Below are 17,468 nucleotides of genomic sequence, written 5' to 3'. Positions count from 1 at the left end.
GGATAAGTTGAGATTAATAATCTTATAAAGGAAATAGTGATAAATTATGTGTACTCTCGAGGGAGGCCTCTAAAGTAAATTTCTAAATAGATAACAACATTAAGTTATCATGTTTTTTTACTTTCTAAAGAGAAAGAGGTAAATAAATGGAAGAAAATAAGATTAGTAAAATAGATATTAGCATTTATTTGATAATTATTATTTTTATGTGCATAAGTTGTGCGTTTATTTATAGTGCACAAAAGGATTTGCCTTATCTTGATAACTTTGCCTTAAAACAAGCAGTCTGGTTTATTACGGGCATAATAGTGTCATCACTTATATTTTTATTTGATTTTGAACAAATAAAAAAGTTGTCTTTGTACTTATATTTATTTGGTATTCTAATCTTACTTTTACTTATGATTTCTCCGGAAAGTATAGCACCGGAGATTAAAGGAATAAAAGCCTGGTTCTCAGTACCAGGATTTGGTTCTATACAACCTTCAGAATTGATGAAAATCTTTCTAATTCTATTTCTGGCTAGAATAATTTCTGACCACAACAATATAAATACTACAAAAAGTTTGAGATTGGATATATGGTTGCTTATTAAAATTTTTTTAATTACTTTACTTCCTTTACTGATAGTAGTGCTTCAACCGGATGCAGGAACTGGTATGGTTTTTGTTTCTATTATGCTGGGGATGATACTTATATCAAGAATAGATTGGAGAATTATTGTTAGCATATTTGGTTGCGGAATTGCTTTAATAGTTTTTTTAGCTTTGTGCTTTTTATACAATCAAGAAATATTATTAGCTTTCTTAGGACAATACCAACTAGATAGAATTCATTCTTGGTTGGATCCTTTCTCTGATAGTTTGGGTATTAGTTATCAATTAAGCCAATCTATTCTTTCTATTGCTTCAGGTATGTTGTACGGAAAAGGTTTTACTGAAGGTATTGTATATGTCCCTGAAGCCCATTCCGATTTTATTTTTACTACTATTTCGGAAGAATTTGGTTTTCTTGGTTCTTCTATAATAGTTACTTTGTATTTTGCTTTAATCTACAGGATTTTTAGGATAGCCTTCAAAAATAAAGGTGAATATGAAATTTTAATAGCTTCGGGAGTATGTTCTATGCTTACCTTTCATGTTTTTGAAAATATTGGAATGGTAATAGGTTTAGTACCTATCACAGGAATACCTTTGCCTTTATTTAGTTATGGGGGAAGTTCTGTTTTAGCAACAATATTTGCATTAACTATAATCATCAATATATCAAAAAATACAAAAAAATATATGTTCGGGGGTGGAGATAATTACAATACAAAAGAGTAGAATAATTATCCTTGGATTGATTTGTGAAGTATTTTAGCATTATGAAAAAATCTTTGCAGTTCTAATACCACAAACCGATCACAACGTAGATAATAATTGTTTCCAACTCCCTTAATTAAAGATCAACTTACTGCGGAATAGTGGACACAATACGATAAAGAACACCAGATAGACGCTCTCATCGAAATATTTTTAATGTTTCTTATTAATTTACTCAAATAAAAAACCATAGATATTCCTTTTGTATGATTGATAACACAATCGATAAGAGGAATCTATCTATGGCTCTTATTTCACTTATTCGTCAGTTCACTTTCAGTTACCCATTTATGATTTTTCACTTCTTCTCCACCAGTTGTTGGAGTGTAATTAACCATGTATACTGTCGTTTTTTCCGAGGAATCAATTTCTGCTGTAACACCTTCCATACCTTCCATGTGATCTGCCTCTATAGTAACTTCAGTTCCTGGTTCTAGAGTTTTGTCACCAGCATCTTTGATCTCTTCTTGGATAACCCATTTATGATTCTCTACTCTTTCTCCCCCATTTGTTGGGGTATAGGAAATAGTATAAACAGTAGTATCATAGGCACCAACTATCGTTGCTTCGGCACCATTCATCCCTTCCATGTGATCAGCTTCGATAATCGCTTTACTCCCTACTTTAAAAGTAGGATTTTCTGCTACTTTTAAACTTGAAGGAACTTCACCTGAACTAGAATGATTCATGTGCATATTTTCTTCGGTTTTAGAATTATTATCCATACTTTCATTTGAATTCGTCTTCTCTCCACCATTGCCACATGCGTATAGCATCAAAATAGAAACCAAACTAATAATTCCTAAATATACTTTTTTACTCATTCTTAACCTCCTCATATACTTTGCTTAATCATCATACTTTCCATTTAAACTAAATTCTTTTTATAGGTGCAAATACGGGCATATATTAAGTGAAATTTGCTTTTGAATATAGGCCCTTAAAAGATTTAGTTTTTCAAATTTACTTTTTGAAGACGTAGAGCATTCACGACAACTGAAACGGAACTGAATGCCATTGCTGCGCCGGCAACCCAAGGTGCAAGTAAGCCAATTGCCGCAATTGGAATGCCTATTGTGTTGTAAATAAAGGCAAAAAATAGATTCTGTTTAATGTTTCTCATTGTTTTACGACTCATAATAATTGCATCTGCTACGCTATTTAAATCTCCTCGCATCAGTGTAATATCTGCAGCTTCAATCGCTATATCTGTACCTGTACCTACCGCCATACCAATGTTTGCTACCGCTAATGCAGGAGCGTCATTGATACCGTCTCCAACCATCGCTACATTTTTCCCTTGTTTTTGAAGTTTTTTAATCTCTTCACTTTTCTGTTCTGGTAAAACCTCTGCAATGACATTCGTTACACCTACCTGCTTGGCAATTGCTTCAGCAGTACGCTGATTGTCACCAGTTAGCATAATAACTTCTAGGCCTAATTTTTGCATTCGTGCAATTGCTTCTCTAGATGTTTCCTTCACTGTATCTGCTACTGCTACTACACCTGCAACTTTATTATTTAGTGCAAATATCATCGCTGTTTTCCCATCGCTTTCAAGCTTTTCCATTAATGATTCTAAATCTAGAATATCAATATTTTGTTGATTCATTAGCTTTCTTGTACCAACTAATACTTCTTGATCTTGCACTAGAGCTCGAATACCGTACCCTGGTAATGCTTCAAACTCACTTGGCTCAAGTAGCGCAATACCTTTTTCTTTTACACCTTTAACAATCGCTTGAGCAAGTGGGTGCTCTGATTGATTTTCTGCTGTTCCGATTAATTGAAGCACTTCTTCTTCATTAAATCCTTCTACTACTGAAATATCAGTTAGTTCAGGCTCTCCTTTAGTCACGGTACCCGTTTTGTCTAGAACAATAGTATTAATCGATTGTGTATTTTCTAGATGCTCTCCACCTTTAAAAAGAAGCCCCATTTCAGCTGCTCTACCTGAACCAGCCATAATGGATGTTGGTGTAGCCAAGCCAAGTGCACAAGGACATGCAATAACCAAAATAGAAATAGTTGGCATAAGTGCCGAACGGAAATCACCTGGTGTCACAGCGAAATACCAAATAAAGAATGTAACTATCGCAATTCCTACTACTACTGGTACAAAGATTCCAGAAATCCTATCTGCTAGGCGCTGAATGTCTGCTTTAGATCCCTGAGCTTCTTCTACCACTTTAACAATTTGGGCTAGTGCTGTATTTTTCCCAACTTTTGTTGCTTTAATTTTCAAAGAACCATTTTTATTGATCGTAGCACCAATAACAGAGTCTCCAGCAACTTTATCAACCGGCATGCTCTCTCCAGTAAGCATTGACTCATCAATTGCAGATCTACCATCTACAATTTCTCCATCGACAGGTATTTTTTCACCTGGCTTTACAAGGATCATATCCCCTAGTACAACTTCTTCAATAGGAACTTCCTTCTCTACTCCATCTTTAAGGATACGAGCAGTTTTAGCCTGCAATCCAAGCAACTTTTGAATTGCCTGGCTTGTTTTACCTTTTGCTCGTACTTCAAACAACTTACCTAGAACAATAAGCGTAATAATTACAGCAGATGCTTCAAAGTATAACTCGGTGCTTCCAGTTCCCCCTGCATTCATCCATTCTAATGTTAGATACAAACTATAGAAGTAAGCTGCACTAGTTCCTAATGCAACTAACACGTCCATGTTGGCACTTCTATTTCTTAGCGAGTTATAGGCACCTCTATAAAACTGTGCACCAACGATAAATTGTACAGGAGTAGCCAATGCAAACTGTACCCATGGGTTCATAAGAATGTGAGGCATGTAAATAAAAGATAAAAACTCAAAATGTAAAACCATCGTCCACAACAGCGGGATTGTAAATATAAGCGAAAATATAAATTTCTTATATTGTTTTTTTATCTCTTGTTCTTTATGATCCATCTTCTGTTTGCTATCTAGTTTAGGTATTAACTCGTATCCAAGTTTCTTTACTGCATTTATCATTTCATTAGCTTCTACTTGTTTGCTGTCGTATTCAACTGTAATTGTTTCCAGTGCAAAATTAACGTTTGCGCTTGCAACTCCATCCATCTTATTTATTCTTTTTTCAATTTTTGTTGCACATGCTGCACATGTCATACCTGTTATATCAAAATCTATTTTTTCTTGGATTACGCTATATCCAAGCTTTTCAATTTTCTCTTGAAACTCTTTTACATTTGTTTTAATCGGATCAAAAACTACAGTTGATCTTTCTAATGCAAAATTCACGTTAGCTTTTTCTACGCCTTCAATTTTTGAAAGACCTTTTTCAATACGATTTGCACACGCCGCACATGTCATGCCATTAATTTGCAGCGTCTTTTCCTCAGTCGCCATTTATAACTCCTCCAATACTTAGTGGGGGTATATTTATTTGAAAAAGAAAGACCATACCAATAGGCACAATCTCCTTAAAGCATATGAATATTTGTTACGAGCTTTTTAAAATATAATTGAATATTAAACAATGTCGTATCCTTGTTCTTCAATTGTTTCTTTAATTTGTTCAAGGGATGTTTTTTCGTTATCAAAGTCAACGACTACTTCACCAGCAGCTAAATCAACTTTTACTGTGGAAACACCAGCAAGTTCCCCAACGCTTCCTTCGATAGAATTAACACAATGATTACATGACATTCCTTGTACCTTAAGTGTATCTTTCATTTCAAAAAACCTCCTATTTAATTTATAACTCCACATTACTATACCCCTGTATAGTATGTCAAATGAAAAATAAAAAAGTATTTAATATAATACTTTTTTTATTTAGTCATCGTCTTCATAACATCCATCAATTCCTTAATAGCAGCTTCACCATCATTACCTTTAATGGCACTCGAAACGCAGTGATGTGTATGATCTTCAAGTAAGGCTAAAGAGACCTTATTCATTGCTGATTGGATGGCACTTATTTGATGTAATATATCTACACAATAACGATCATTTTCCACCATTTGATGGACCCCTCTTACTTGCCCTTCAATACGTTTTAATCGGTTAAGAAGTTGTTGTTTATTTGGCTGGATAGTTGTTTTATTTGTTTCATGCATTACACTCACCCCTTTCCGTCTACATATACCCTGTACCCCTATATTAACTTTTCCACATTTACAAGTCAATATTATTCACTGTAACTTTCACTTCACTATCACTCGTCCAACAATGCCTAATTCTTTGTGACCTGCTATAGTACAATAATATTCATATATACCTGATTTAGTCATAACAAATGATTGCTTACTACTAGTTTGTGGTTGTGCATGGAGATGTATGAAATCTTTATTAGAATGATTTTTATGCTGACTTCCATTTTTTGTTTCATAAAATGTTGTATTGAACTCAATATCATGCTCAACTGGATCTAGGTTTTCAAGAATAAGCGTGACTTGTTGATCTTTCTTCACTTCAATATTTGAGAGGGAGTATTTCATTTTTTCAGCTTGTATCGAAATTACTTGTTCTGTGTTGCCCTTCATATTAACTGAATGATTACTGTGACTTTGTGAAAATTCTTTGAATATAGAACCTATTTGTTTTTTAGCTAATGAATCTTCGACAACGATAAAAATAAGAATACTTGTTGCTAGAAGGATTGGTTTTAATAACCATAAATTATTCTTTGTCTTTTGATTTTTTGGTTGTTGGAATAAGACAAATAAAAAAATAGTAGTTATTGATAACAATAGAAATATCCTTATTAAATCTATTAATTGCTCTTCAATTACCATCTCCCCTAGCATTGCCCCCATCATTCCACCCATCAAACCAGCCATTAAACCTTCCAACATAGATAGAATGGTAAAGCATATCCCACAAAGCAAACCAGCTAACATTCCGATTGCCATCGAAACAATTGTGGAAAGAAATAAGTTACCTTGAAATGTTCCTCCTAAAAGTACCCCTATAGTTAATCCAGTATTCATGCCGAAAAACATGGATATTACCATCCCTTGCATAGGGCTAAATTTCTTTTTGGAAATCAAAGATAAAAAAACGACTATAAAAGTTAATACACCTACTGAACTCAATATAAAAAGTTGATAATACCCCATTTATCCACCCTTTTTTCAAATTTGAATATACTGTTCAATTTTAAATATACTTTATACCCCTTTAAGGTATGCAAAATTTATATAAATAAATTAATCATGTATCGAAAACTTAGTAAGGAAGCTATTTAAAGCTGCATAGAGGGTATTAGAACGGACTTCGGCGTTAACTCCTTGTATAATGAGTATTAGAGATAATTTATGTTATATTAAATATTCAATGTTTCACCGAAAGGTTGTTAAAATATGAAAAAAAGTGTTGTAATCGCAGAAAAACCATCTGTAGCTCGTGATATCGCACGAGTATTGAATTGTCATAAAAAAGGAAATGGATACTTAGAAGGTGACAAATATATCGTCACTTGGGCTTTAGGTCATCTTGTTACACTAGCTGATCCCGAAGTATATGACACTAAATATAAAACATGGAATCTCGAAGATTTACCGATGCTCCCTAAAGATTTAAAGCTTGTCGTGATTAAACAAACGAGCAAGCAGTATAATGCGGTCAAAAGCCAATTAATCCGAACGGATGTGAGCGATATTATTATTGCTACTGACGCTGGTCGTGAAGGTGAGTTAGTTGCTAGATGGATTATCGATAAAGCAAAAGTAAACAAACCTATAAAACGTCTTTGGATTTCATCTGTTACAGACAAAGCGATTAAGGAAGGCTTTCAAAATTTAAAACCAGGTAAAGCTTATGAGAACCTCTACCATGCAGCTGTGTCACGATCGGAAGCAGACTGGTATATCGGATTAAATGCAACTAGAGCACTTACAAGTAAATATAACGCTCAATTGTCTTGTGGACGTGTGCAAACTCCTACTGTTGCAATGATTGCCAAAAGAGAAGAAGAAATTCGAAATTTCAAACCAAAAACGTATTACGGGATAGAAGCACATACGGACAGAAATTTAAAACTGACGTGGCAAGATAGCAACACAAACGATACGAAAACGTTTTCCAAAGAAAAAATCGAACAAATCCTTGCAAAAGTAGATAAAAAACAAGGTACAGTTGTGGATATTGATACGAAACAAAAGAAAAGCTTTGCACCACAACTTTATGATTTAACGGAATTACAACGTGATGCAAATAAAACATTTGGTTATTCTGCTAAAGAGACTCTTGGCATTATGCAAAAATTATATGAGCAACACAAAGTGTTAACATATCCACGTACGGATTCTAGATATCTTTCAAGCGATATAGTAGAAACTTTATCTGAGCGCTTAAAATCATGTGGTATCGGACAATACAGACAACTTGCGAACAAAGTTTTACTAAAACCTATCAAAGCGAGTAAGTCCTTTGTAGATGATAGTAAAGTTTCGGATCATCACGCTATTATTCCAACAGAAGAAATTGTAAACCTAACAAACTTTACAGATAAAGAACGCAAAATTTACGATTTAGTTGTGAAACGATTTTTAGCTGTATTGTATCCTCCATTCGAATATGAACAGATTACTATGAAAGCTTCAATCGGAGAGGAAACTTTTGTAGCTAAAGGAAAGACAATTCTTTCGTCTGGTTGGAAAGAAGTGTATGAAAATCGTTTTGATGAAGATGAAAATGCTGAAGACATGAAGGAACAAATACTTCCTCGAATCGAAAAAGGAAATAAAATTTCCATTACATTGGTCACAGAGACTTCCGGTCAAACGAAAGCCCCTGCTAGATTTAATGAAGCTACTTTACTTACAGCAATGGAAAACCCTGCAAGATATATGGGCAACCAAGATAAAGAATTAGCAAAAACGCTTAGTAAGACGGGTGGTTTAGGAACTGTAGCAACAAGGGCAGATATTATTGATAAACTTTTCAACTCTTTCTTAATGGAGAAAAAAGGAAAAGACATTTACCTTACTTCCAAAGGTAGACAGCTTCTCGAACTAGTTCCAGAGGACTTGAAATCTCCTGATCTTACTGCCGAGTGGGAACAGAAACTAGAAGCCATTGCAAATGGTAAATTGAACAAAAATGTCTTCATTAACGAAATGAAAAACTATACAAAAACGATTGTAAGTGACATTAAAAACAGCGATAAAAAATTCAAACATGACAATATTTCTACGAAAAGCTGTCCGGACTGCGGTAAACCAATGCTTGAGGTAAATGGTAAAAAAGGTAAAATGCTCGTTTGCCAAGATCGTGAATGTGGCCACCTCAAAAATGTTGCACGGGTTACCAATGCTCGTTGTCCACAATGTAAGAAAAAACTCGAGCTACGCGGAGAAGGTGAAGGCCAAATTTTCACTTGTAAATGTGGCTATCGAGAAAAACTATCTGCATTCAATGAACGTCGCAAAAAAAGCTCCGGGGGAAAAGCGGATAAACGCGATGTACAAAAATACTTGAAAAAGCAAAATCAAGAAGAAGAGCCTATGAATAACGCATTAGCAGAAGCTTTGAAGAAGTTGAATTTAGAATAACTTCTTCTTCCATCAACAAAAGAAAACAACCTCTCTGACAAATTTAATTGGCAAAGAGGTTGTTTTCTTTTACGTTTGTAAGTTTCTTTCTTCTGAAATCATTCGACGGTTTCTTTATTAACAAGAACTTGGTCAATTGCCAATAGCTTACTTCCGTTGATAGCCAAAAATAGAGCAATCACTAAAAATGCAAGATCCAATTCATAACCTGCCATCTCTGTTGCACCTAAAAATCCAACCGAAAGTTTTACTTTCATAATGGCACCCAACATAATCAAAACAAAAAGTGCAGAAAAAATACGTGTTCCAAGTCCTAAAATGACAGCAAAATGATCGAATTTGATACCCCTTGTGCATTATCCGATAATATTATATAGTTATCCGATTTTTGTGTTTCATTATCCTATTATAAACACCTATTATCCGATTCTGTTACGTTATTATCCGATTCAACTATTTATAACTTATAAATAGCTTTTTTAGACGTTCACCTTCTAACAAGTCTCATTGAATTTAAATGCAAATACTTATATATATGATCTGTTTTTATTACAGAAAAAGTGCCCAGTTTAAAAAGCTAGACACTTTAATATTATTTAATCTGTATCGAAACGGATCCATCTAAGTAATTAGGATAAGCAACAAAGTCTATTTTCACTGGATTAATAATATCTGCAGCATCTAAAGTTATTTCTGAGTATTGATATTCTTCATCATTCCATGTACTTTGAGTTGGTATTTCGACTACTCCTCCATTTGCATTCTTGCCTTGAGAAAATAAGGAATATGAGTGGTTTTCTCGTATTGGACGATATTTCATTTCTAATGAATTGCTATGGATGTTTGTTATTTCTATTTTTCCTTCAGAAGGCTGTTTAAGAACCTGTTTCTTTCCAAAGTCAACTAACAAATAACTTTCTTCCTTAGGTAAGGATTGGACTTTGTCGAATTTAAAATACAGTTCCTTCGGCTCTTTAAAGTAGTTACTTTGTAGAAAGTACGTTCTTTCTTTGTTTTCTACACCACCAAAACCACTTGTTCCATTTTGAATAGAGCTCCATACTTCCCCATTTTCATCCTCAATACGCATATCTTCAAATTGCAAAATTTCCATATCATTTTGTTCTTCAAATTCAATATTTACTGCTACACGGAGTGGATAAACCATTATATCTTTCACAAGCATTTTTTGTCCGTCCATCTCTACTTCTTGATTTAAGGTATAAACTTTACCGTTTTTCAAATCATTTTTAAGAGTAAATGGAACATTAAAAGTTGTTATTTTATCGTTATCCCTTTCGATTTGAAATGTAATTTCAAATTCATTGGATGTGAACTGCTCTGGTTTTACAAAAACAAAACTAAATTTATCTACTTTTCTGTTTGGATGCTCCTGCCTCGGTGAATTATACCCAATAGAACCAATCAGACTTCTATTGTCATTTAATAAATCTATTTTATTATAGTCAATGTTCTTAATAGAATGAGGAGCCTCTAACGTATAAAAAATTTCTGCTCCCGTTTCATCTATAATTACTCCATCAATCGTAAATGTCATATTGTCTTTTATTTGGCTCACACCAATTGGCTCATAATACTCATTTTCAATAATCGCTTCCAACCCTTTATCAAACTGGATTAAATGAACAAACCTCTCCATACCAGGAATAGATGCAACTGCATTTGCGAATGCAGGTGATACCCGAATAGATGTGATAAAAGTAAGAATGAGTAAAGCTGCAACAGTCAGCGTCCAAAGAGTTTTCTTCCTTTTTCTCTTTTTGTCTTTCGCTTTTAATATACCTTGCTGAATAGCATCATTTATCTGGTGATCCGGAATTTCTGTTTGTTCCAACTTCTTTTTAGATTCATTTAACATTTTTTCTTCTTTTTCAAACATGATCTGCATCTCCTTTCTCTGTTAGGAAGTTTCTCAGTGACTTGAGTGCTTTATGAAGTCTAGATTTTACAGTGCCTTCCGGAATTTTTTCAAGTTCGGCTATATCTTTAATCTTCGTTTCTTGGAAGTATTTCAAGAAGATTAACTTCTGTTCGCTATTCGTTAAGGACGCTATGGCTTCTTCTATTTCAAGAGTTGTATCATTAGAATGGAATCCAATTTCTTGAAGAACTTCATTCGAAATAAAACGTTTCCTCTTTTTCAACTGATCTTGGCAGTAGTTCATCATAATGCGAATAAGCCATGTTTTCATATATTTTGGATCTTTTACTGTATGTATTTTTTGATAAGCCCTGAAAGTCACTTCTTGCATCGCTTCTACTGCATCATGCTCATTTTTTAGAAATGCAAATGCTGTTCGATAAAGTGCTTCTTTGTGCATCTTTATCAATTGTAAAAAAGCTTGTTCATCGCCTTTAATTGCACTACAAGCTGTTTCAATTTCCTCCACCCTGTCACCCCATCTCGCATGTTATTACTTATTAGACATTTGAGTCATGAAAAAGTTCATTTTAATATAAAAAAACGCACAATCCACGGTGTGCGATTAGAAAGTAGATTTAGGTTAATTCGGAAAAAGCCACTCGCTTTCCGCGGACGAGCCGCCAAGTCTCCTCCTCGCTAGGCTAGTGTGGGGTCTTGGACGCTCCGTTTTTCCGCAGGAGTCTCGCAGCTTTTTCCTCTACATTGAATCAAAGGGTTACACTAGATGTTCTCCAAAAAACATACAAAATGAAGACGATCAGCTAGAGATGATTTATTTTTTTTCATCAAAAATAGAATGAAGACTAGTTGAGTCCGGAAAAAGCCACTCACTTTCCGCGGACGAATCGCCAAGCCTCCTCCTCGCTAGGCTCGTGGGGTCTTGGACGCTCCGTTTTTCCGCAGGAGTCTCGCAGCTTTTTCCTCTACTTATTGAATCAAAGAATTAAATCAGATGATGTCTAAAAATCTATTATTGTAATAAACACTTTTTCATTCTTAGAAAATCGTTGATAAAGGCGACACTCCTGCGGGAATAGCGTTAGTCGAAGACCCCGCAGCGAAGCGAGGAGACTGAGGCAACGCCCGCGGAAAGGGAGGCCACTGAAAAACCAAAATTCAGAAAATAAAGTCACCACTTGAGAAGTATATTTGTATCAAAATTGGCATGACGTCCCCATAAACACCCTAAAAAGTGAAGGAATTATGGGATTTCGTTTTTATTTTTTGAAAAAAAGTGACTTTTTCAGTGGCCTCCGGAAAGGGAGCCGTTTCAACGATTTTCTTATTTATTGGAATCAATATGAGTTGATGTCCCAAAACATACAGTTACACTGAATCTGACTATTTTTTAAGAAAAATATTTTTTTATTTCTAGAAAATCGTTGAAAAAGGCGACACTCCTACGGGAATAGCGTTAGTCGAAGACCCCGGAGCGAAGCGAGGAGACTGAGACAACGCCTCCGGAAAGGGAGCCGTTTCAACGATTTTCTTATTTATTGGATTCATTATGAGATGATTTCCAAAAACATACAAAATGAACTCGCTTGATAAAGGTAGGAGTTGGACTAGCTTATCAATTACCCTTATAAAGAAATTGACTTAACTAGAAGAAAAGATGGATAAAAAATCAAAAGGTTTCGGAAATGTCCAACATTACCGAAACCTTTTGTCATCAATCTGACCGCACGATCCAAATTGTGTGGTAGTTATTTGTTTAATGTGTATCTATCGTTTCTTTCGATAGACTCTTACTCATTTCTGCATATTGCACAAACACTCGAGCTAATTCTCGAAGGCGATTGTGTACATCCTCGTCCACGATGACATTGTTTCCATCAAAATGGCTAGTATGTGTGTATACATAATTTGGTGTTACAAGACATCTGAAATAGTCCAAAATTGGCTTTAACTGATTTTCGATAACAAGATGATGCTGATATGTTCCACCATTCGCGACAATCGATACAGGTTTATAGCGCATCGTTTTCGGATGTAAAAAGTCAAACATATTCTTTAATACTCCAGGGATAGATCCTTGGAAAATAGGTGTTGCAATGATATAACCATCTGCTTGTTCGAATTTACTTACGAGCAGCTTCATATCGTCATTATATTTTTCAAATGGTCTGCCGTCTACAAATTGATGTTCATAATTCGAAAGGCTTACGATTTCTAACGTATAATTCATATTCAGCTTTTCTATATAGTCTTTCACTTGTTCTAGAATTACACCTGTTTTCGTTCCGATAATCGTTCCGTCTACGAGTAGAATTTTCATCATACAGAACCTCCTTCTTCCGTTCCTTATTGTATCAAATTGGAGCAATTTTTGAGACAAAATTGTTTGAAATCAAGAAAGTTCATTCTTTGGACTGAGAAAGTTTATTAAAACAAACAACATAGAATCATTCAAAGAGTGCCACTTTAATCGTTTTTATTATCATCTTCTATAAATATTCCTTTTCTCTTTTCCCAATTGAATACTTCTTCACGATTTATTGGCTCTTCTAATTTTTCAACAGGTTTTGCTTCTTGAATATTTATCGATGTATAGATTGTGACTTTATTATTTGTTCCATGAACTGCAAAATGATACATTGCGTATGCCAACTGTTTTCCTGGAATGGAACGAAAGCGTTTAAAAGGACCAACTAAAATTGGGTTTAACAGCTGAAATAACCCTTCAGAAAGTCTCTCCCCAAAACGAAATTCACTTCTATTTCCTGTCAATAACGAAGGACGAAAAATGGATAGATGGGGAAGATTTAAATCCACCAGTTGCTGCTCCATTTCCCCTTTTACTCGACTATAAAAAAAGGGAGATTTCGTACTCGTACCAGCTGCTGAAATGACAAGAAAATGATTGATTCCTCTTTTTTTAGCTAATGAAGCAATTTGTAATGGATACAATAAATCAACTTTCTCAAAGTTCTTCTTAGTCTTTGCTTTTTTCATTGTCGTTCCTAAACAACAAAAAAGATCATCGGCAATCTCTAAATCATTTTCTTCTAACCTATCAAAATCTTTTATTCTCACTTCTAGTTTTGGATGCTCATATGCAAGTGTTCTCCTACTAATAACAGTTACAGCGGCGTACTCCTCACTTTCGCAAAGCTGCTCCACTAGAAAACTTCCTGTAAATCCAGTAGCCCCAACTACAATAGCCGTCCTTTTTTCCATTTCATCATATCTCCTCTCATATGCTCCTGCGCATAGCTCGTCGCAGAATTTCTTGTCATATGCTCCTGCGCATAGCTCGTCGCAGAATTTCTTGTCATATGCTCCTGCGCAAGCTCGTCGCAGAATTTCTTTTCATATGCTCCTGCGCAAGATCGTCGCAGAATTTCTTGTCATATGCTCCTGTCCCGTTCCATACAATAAATAGAATATCTCGGGAAAGGAAGATGAACCTTGAAACTAGCTTATCTTTTAAATACATTTTCACACCGTGGACTATATCCTGCTGATCGAGCAAAATTATTATTACCGGCTTTAAAAGCCTCAGACAGTCAATTTTTTATACCTAGTTCGAATACAAGCCTTATTCAATACTTTGAAAAATTAAATATTCAAACTTGTATATACAGGAATAATGCTCACCTTTTAGAGAAACTGAAGCAGTTTAACCCAACTTGCATTATTCATGATAGTGGAAATTCTGAAAAGGATCTTATTCGTCGTTTAAAAGATTTTAACTGCCCACTTGTCCATTTTGACGACCATGGAGACGGTGGCATTTTGGCGGATATTGTATTTCAAACTTTGTACGAAAATCCAAAGGACCTTACAAAAGAGCATTATGTTTATGCTCCTACAGGATATATTCCCGTGCATAAAATTATCTATAAAAATAATAACACGTTACAAGATCCACCGCATATCGTCGTTGCCTTTCCACATGAAGATCCTGAAAATTTGACGTATCGAACGTTAAGACATCTTGTACAATTGCATATCCCTTTACAAATTAGTGTATTAGTAGACGAACACTATAAACATGATATAAACGAACTTAAACGATTCGCCCTAACTCGAAAATCGATTCGAATTATTTCAACGAATGAACCTGAGTCTTTTATTTATACAAGCGATATGGTTATTACATCGGGTTCCTACACTCCTTTTTTAGTCGCACAGCTTAACATCCCTTGTATTATTCTTTGTGCTCACGAAGAAGAAGTCAATTATGCCTTCCCACAAGAAGGACATGGCTTTGCCAATTTAGGATTAGGTCGAAAAATAAAACAATCATATTTACAAAATGCTGTAATGGAAATCATCTTACATGACAATAGAAGGAACGCATATATACAAAAACAAAAACAATTCCAATTTAGTACTAACTTAGAAGAAGTCGTTAAACTCATTGAACAAACTATTGCAAATAAAAAAGCAGAGGAAGAAATTGCGCGTTAGGAAACTTTTTATGCTACAATTATGCAAAAAGCTGAAGGTGAAAATTCATGACAAAACAACAACTACAAGCGCAAATCGCTGAGTTAAAAATGGATTACATTCGATTACAGGGGGATATGGAAAAGCTTGAATCGAATGGTCAACCTACTCAAGTTGAAAATGCCGAACGTAGACTGGCCAAAATGGAAGAAGACCTTGCAGAACTAAACAAACAGCTCGCGGAATTGTAATTATCCGCAGAGCTTTCTTTTTGGAGGAAATAATAGATGAGCTTATTAAACGTAGAAAATTTAGGACATACATTCGGAGATCGTACACTTTTTAAAGAGGTTTCTTTTCGTTTAGTAGAAGGAGAGCATGTTGGTCTAGTTGGTGCTAACGGAGTAGGTAAATCCACTTTGATGAACATATTAACAGGCGAAATTATTTATGATCAAGGACGCGTGGAATGGCTACCTGGGACACATTATGGCTATTTAGACCAGCATACTCGTTTACAACCAGGACGTTCCATGTTCGATACACTTCGCGATGCATTTTTACCTCTTTATAAAAAAGAGGAAGAGTTGAATGAAATTACTTCAAAAATGGCAGATGCAACACCGGAAGAATTAGAATTATTACTTGAACAGATGGCGGATATACAAGATGCTTTGGATGCTGGTGATTTTTATACATTGGACATGAAAATTGAAGAGGTTGCGCGTGGGCTTGGACTGGATGCTATTGGATTAGAGCGTCCAGTGGAAGCACTTTCTGGTGGTCAACGTACGAAGGTACTATTAGCTAAGCTCTTACTCGAAAAACCGAAAGTCCTTTTATTAGACGAGCCTACGAACTATTTAGACGAAGAGCATGTTACATGGCTTTCTAACTATTTAAAGAACTATCCATATGCATTTTTATTAATATCGCATGACACGGAATTTATGAACGGAATTGTGGATGTCATTTTCCATTTAGAATTTTCAAAGCTTACTCGCTACACTGCGACATATGATAAGTTTTTAGAGCTAGCTGAATTGAATAAAAGACAACACCTAGATGCATATGAAAAACAGCAAGACTTTATAAAAAAACAAGAAGATTTTATAGCAAAAAATAAAGCACGTTATTCCACAACAGGACGAGCAAAATCTCGTCAAAAACAATTGGATCGAATCGAGCGAATTGATCGCCCAGAAACTGCGGCAAAACCAGAATTTAGTTTTAAAGAATCTAGAAGTTCTGGTCGTTATGTTGTAGAAGCGGAGCATTTACAAATTGGTTATGATAACCCGCTACTTCCACCATTAACTTTCACAATTGAACGTGGAGAAAAAATTGCCCTTGTCGGCATGAATGGTGTTGGTAAGTCTACATTACTTAAGACAATATTAGGTAAAATCCCTGCTATAGGCGGCAAAGTCACTCGTGGAGATTTCTTATTCCCATCTTATTTCGAACAAGAAGTAAAACCTGGGAATATGACACCAATTGAATCTATTTGGGATGCTTATCCAAGTATGCTGCAAAGTCAAGTACGCGCAGCTCTAGCTCGAACTGGTTTGAAAAGTGAGCATATTTCCCGTCCACTTTCTAGTTTGAGTGGTGGAGAACAAGCGAAAGTTCGCTTATGTAAGCTAATGATGGAAGAAAGTAACTGGTTAATCTTTGACGAGCCAACAAACCATCTAGATATTCATGCAAAAGAAGAATTAAAACGTGCAATGAAAGAATTTAAAGGTACCATCATCCTTGTAAGCCATGAACCCGATTTTTACGAAGGCTTAGCAACAAAAGTATGGAACGTGGAAGAATGGTTCTCTACTGGAAAAGAAGTAGTGGAAGAATAAATTATTTAGCCCCTAGTTTAGTAAACTAGGGGCTTTTTTAGATTAAGAGGTAAAGTTCTGGTTCGAGTGGTTTATGCTCGCATACGTTGCGTTTATGTTCGGATAGAAAACACATTTGCTCGGATAAACTCATCATATGCTCGAATTGCTAACATTTGAACGGTTACCACCTCGTTAGGCTCGCATACGCTACATTTATGCTCGCATAAAGAACACATTTGCTCGGATAAACACATCATATGCTCGAACTGCTAACATTTGAAGATTAAGTCCATATAATTGTGTAAAAAGGAAAAGGGTCAAATTAATCCCTCTTGGTTACAATGTTTTCAACGACGATAAACAATGAGGAGAGATTAATAATGACCCAATTAAAGTTTACCCTAGATA

At 35.1% G+C, this 17,468-nt stretch carries 15 protein-coding genes; 5 read left to right on the top strand and 10 right to left on the bottom strand.

The genetic code is table 11. The features are described 5' to 3' along the window. Nucleotides 1-146: 146 nt before the first annotated feature. The gene (locus tag FG384_RS04070; protein WP_142641312.1) at nucleotides 147-1,325 is read left to right on the top strand and encodes an FtsW/RodA/SpoVE family cell cycle protein; all 1,179 of its coding nucleotides are present in this window, start codon (nucleotides 147-149) and stop codon (nucleotides 1,323-1,325) included. Between the two features lie 293 nt (nucleotides 1,326-1,618). On the opposite strand, the gene FG384_RS04065 is transcribed toward FG384_RS04070, so the two are convergent. The 5 genes from FG384_RS04065 to FG384_RS04045 all read right to left on the bottom strand — a co-directional run bounded on the left by FG384_RS04065 (nucleotide 1,619) and on the right by FG384_RS04045 (nucleotide 6,446). After that, nucleotides 1,619-2,188, bottom strand: a complete 570-nt coding sequence (locus FG384_RS04065; RefSeq protein ID WP_142641311.1) for a YdhK family protein — start codon at nucleotides 2,186-2,188, stop codon at nucleotides 1,619-1,621. A gap of 125 nt (nucleotides 2,189-2,313) precedes the next feature. Further along, on the bottom strand, nucleotides 2,314-4,731 hold the full coding sequence (locus FG384_RS04060; protein ID WP_142641310.1) for a heavy metal translocating P-type ATPase: 2,418 nt from the start codon (nucleotides 4,729-4,731) through the stop codon (nucleotides 2,314-2,316). 123 nt (nucleotides 4,732-4,854) lie between these two features. Further along, a complete protein-coding gene (gene copZ, locus FG384_RS04055) occupies nucleotides 4,855-5,058 on the bottom strand; it encodes a copper chaperone CopZ (protein WP_142641309.1) in 204 nt (67 codons plus the stop codon). A 98-nt stretch (nucleotides 5,059-5,156) separates the two neighbouring features. Beyond that, nucleotides 5,157-5,444, bottom strand: coding sequence for a metal-sensitive transcriptional regulator (locus tag FG384_RS04050; protein WP_142641308.1), 288 nt, complete (start codon nucleotides 5,442-5,444; stop codon nucleotides 5,157-5,159). Between the two features lie 87 nt (nucleotides 5,445-5,531). After that, nucleotides 5,532-6,446, bottom strand: coding sequence for a plastocyanin/azurin family copper-binding protein (locus FG384_RS04045; RefSeq protein ID WP_142641307.1), 915 nt, complete (start codon nucleotides 6,444-6,446; stop codon nucleotides 5,532-5,534). A 243-nt stretch (nucleotides 6,447-6,689) separates the two neighbouring features. On the opposite strand from FG384_RS04045, the gene FG384_RS04040 reads away from it, so the two are divergent. Continuing rightward, nucleotides 6,690-8,882, top strand: a complete 2,193-nt coding sequence (locus tag FG384_RS04040; protein WP_142641306.1) for a DNA topoisomerase III — start codon at nucleotides 6,690-6,692, stop codon at nucleotides 8,880-8,882. Between the two features lie 98 nt (nucleotides 8,883-8,980). On the opposite strand, the gene FG384_RS04035 is transcribed toward FG384_RS04040, so the two are convergent. The 5 genes from FG384_RS04035 to FG384_RS04015 all read right to left on the bottom strand — a co-directional run bounded on the left by FG384_RS04035 (nucleotide 8,981) and on the right by FG384_RS04015 (nucleotide 14,007). Continuing rightward, nucleotides 8,981-9,154, bottom strand: a complete 174-nt coding sequence (locus FG384_RS04035; RefSeq protein ID WP_420849944.1) for a hypothetical protein — start codon at nucleotides 9,152-9,154, stop codon at nucleotides 8,981-8,983. Between the two features lie 320 nt (nucleotides 9,155-9,474). Next, nucleotides 9,475-10,782: a DUF4179 domain-containing protein gene (locus FG384_RS04030; protein WP_166462377.1), complete on the bottom strand. Its 1,308-nt coding sequence runs from the start codon at nucleotides 10,780-10,782 to the stop codon at nucleotides 9,475-9,477. Further along, nucleotides 10,775-11,293, bottom strand: a complete 519-nt coding sequence (locus FG384_RS04025; RefSeq protein WP_142641304.1) for a sigma-70 family RNA polymerase sigma factor — start codon at nucleotides 11,291-11,293, stop codon at nucleotides 10,775-10,777. The genes FG384_RS04030 and FG384_RS04025 overlap by 8 nt, the downstream gene beginning before the upstream one ends. Before the next feature lie 1,248 nt (nucleotides 11,294-12,541). Further along, nucleotides 12,542-13,105, bottom strand: a complete 564-nt coding sequence (locus FG384_RS04020) for an NADPH-dependent FMN reductase (RefSeq protein WP_142641619.1) — start codon at nucleotides 13,103-13,105, stop codon at nucleotides 12,542-12,544. A gap of 146 nt (nucleotides 13,106-13,251) precedes the next feature. Next, nucleotides 13,252-14,007 (bottom strand): NAD(P)H-binding protein, encoded by a 756-nt coding sequence (locus FG384_RS04015; protein WP_142641303.1) that lies wholly within the window; start codon nucleotides 14,005-14,007, stop codon nucleotides 13,252-13,254. A gap of 231 nt (nucleotides 14,008-14,238) precedes the next feature. Here FG384_RS04015 and FG384_RS04010 point away from each other — a divergent pair, with 231 nt between their 5' ends. From FG384_RS04010 to FG384_RS04000, 3 genes are read left to right on the top strand one after another with little or no spacing between them, the layout of a single operon-like run. Beyond that, nucleotides 14,239-15,243, top strand: coding sequence for a type 1 glutamine amidotransferase family protein (locus tag FG384_RS04010; RefSeq protein ID WP_142641302.1), 1,005 nt, complete (start codon nucleotides 14,239-14,241; stop codon nucleotides 15,241-15,243). A 47-nt stretch (nucleotides 15,244-15,290) separates the two neighbouring features. Then, nucleotides 15,291-15,473: an SE1832 family protein gene (locus FG384_RS04005; RefSeq protein ID WP_142641301.1), complete on the top strand. Its 183-nt coding sequence runs from the start codon at nucleotides 15,291-15,293 to the stop codon at nucleotides 15,471-15,473. A 36-nt stretch (nucleotides 15,474-15,509) separates the two neighbouring features. Then, a complete protein-coding gene (locus tag FG384_RS04000; RefSeq protein WP_142641300.1) occupies nucleotides 15,510-17,078 on the top strand; it encodes an ABC-F family ATP-binding cassette domain-containing protein in 1,569 nt (522 codons plus the stop codon). The last annotated feature ends 390 nt before the right edge of the window (nucleotides 17,079-17,468 follow it).

Origin of the sequence: Psychrobacillus vulpis, from assembly GCF_006861825.1 — a bacterium.
GTDB lineage: Bacteria > Bacillota > Bacilli > Bacillales_A > Planococcaceae > Psychrobacillus > Psychrobacillus vulpis.
This window is presented reverse-complemented; position numbering and strand designations above follow the sequence as displayed.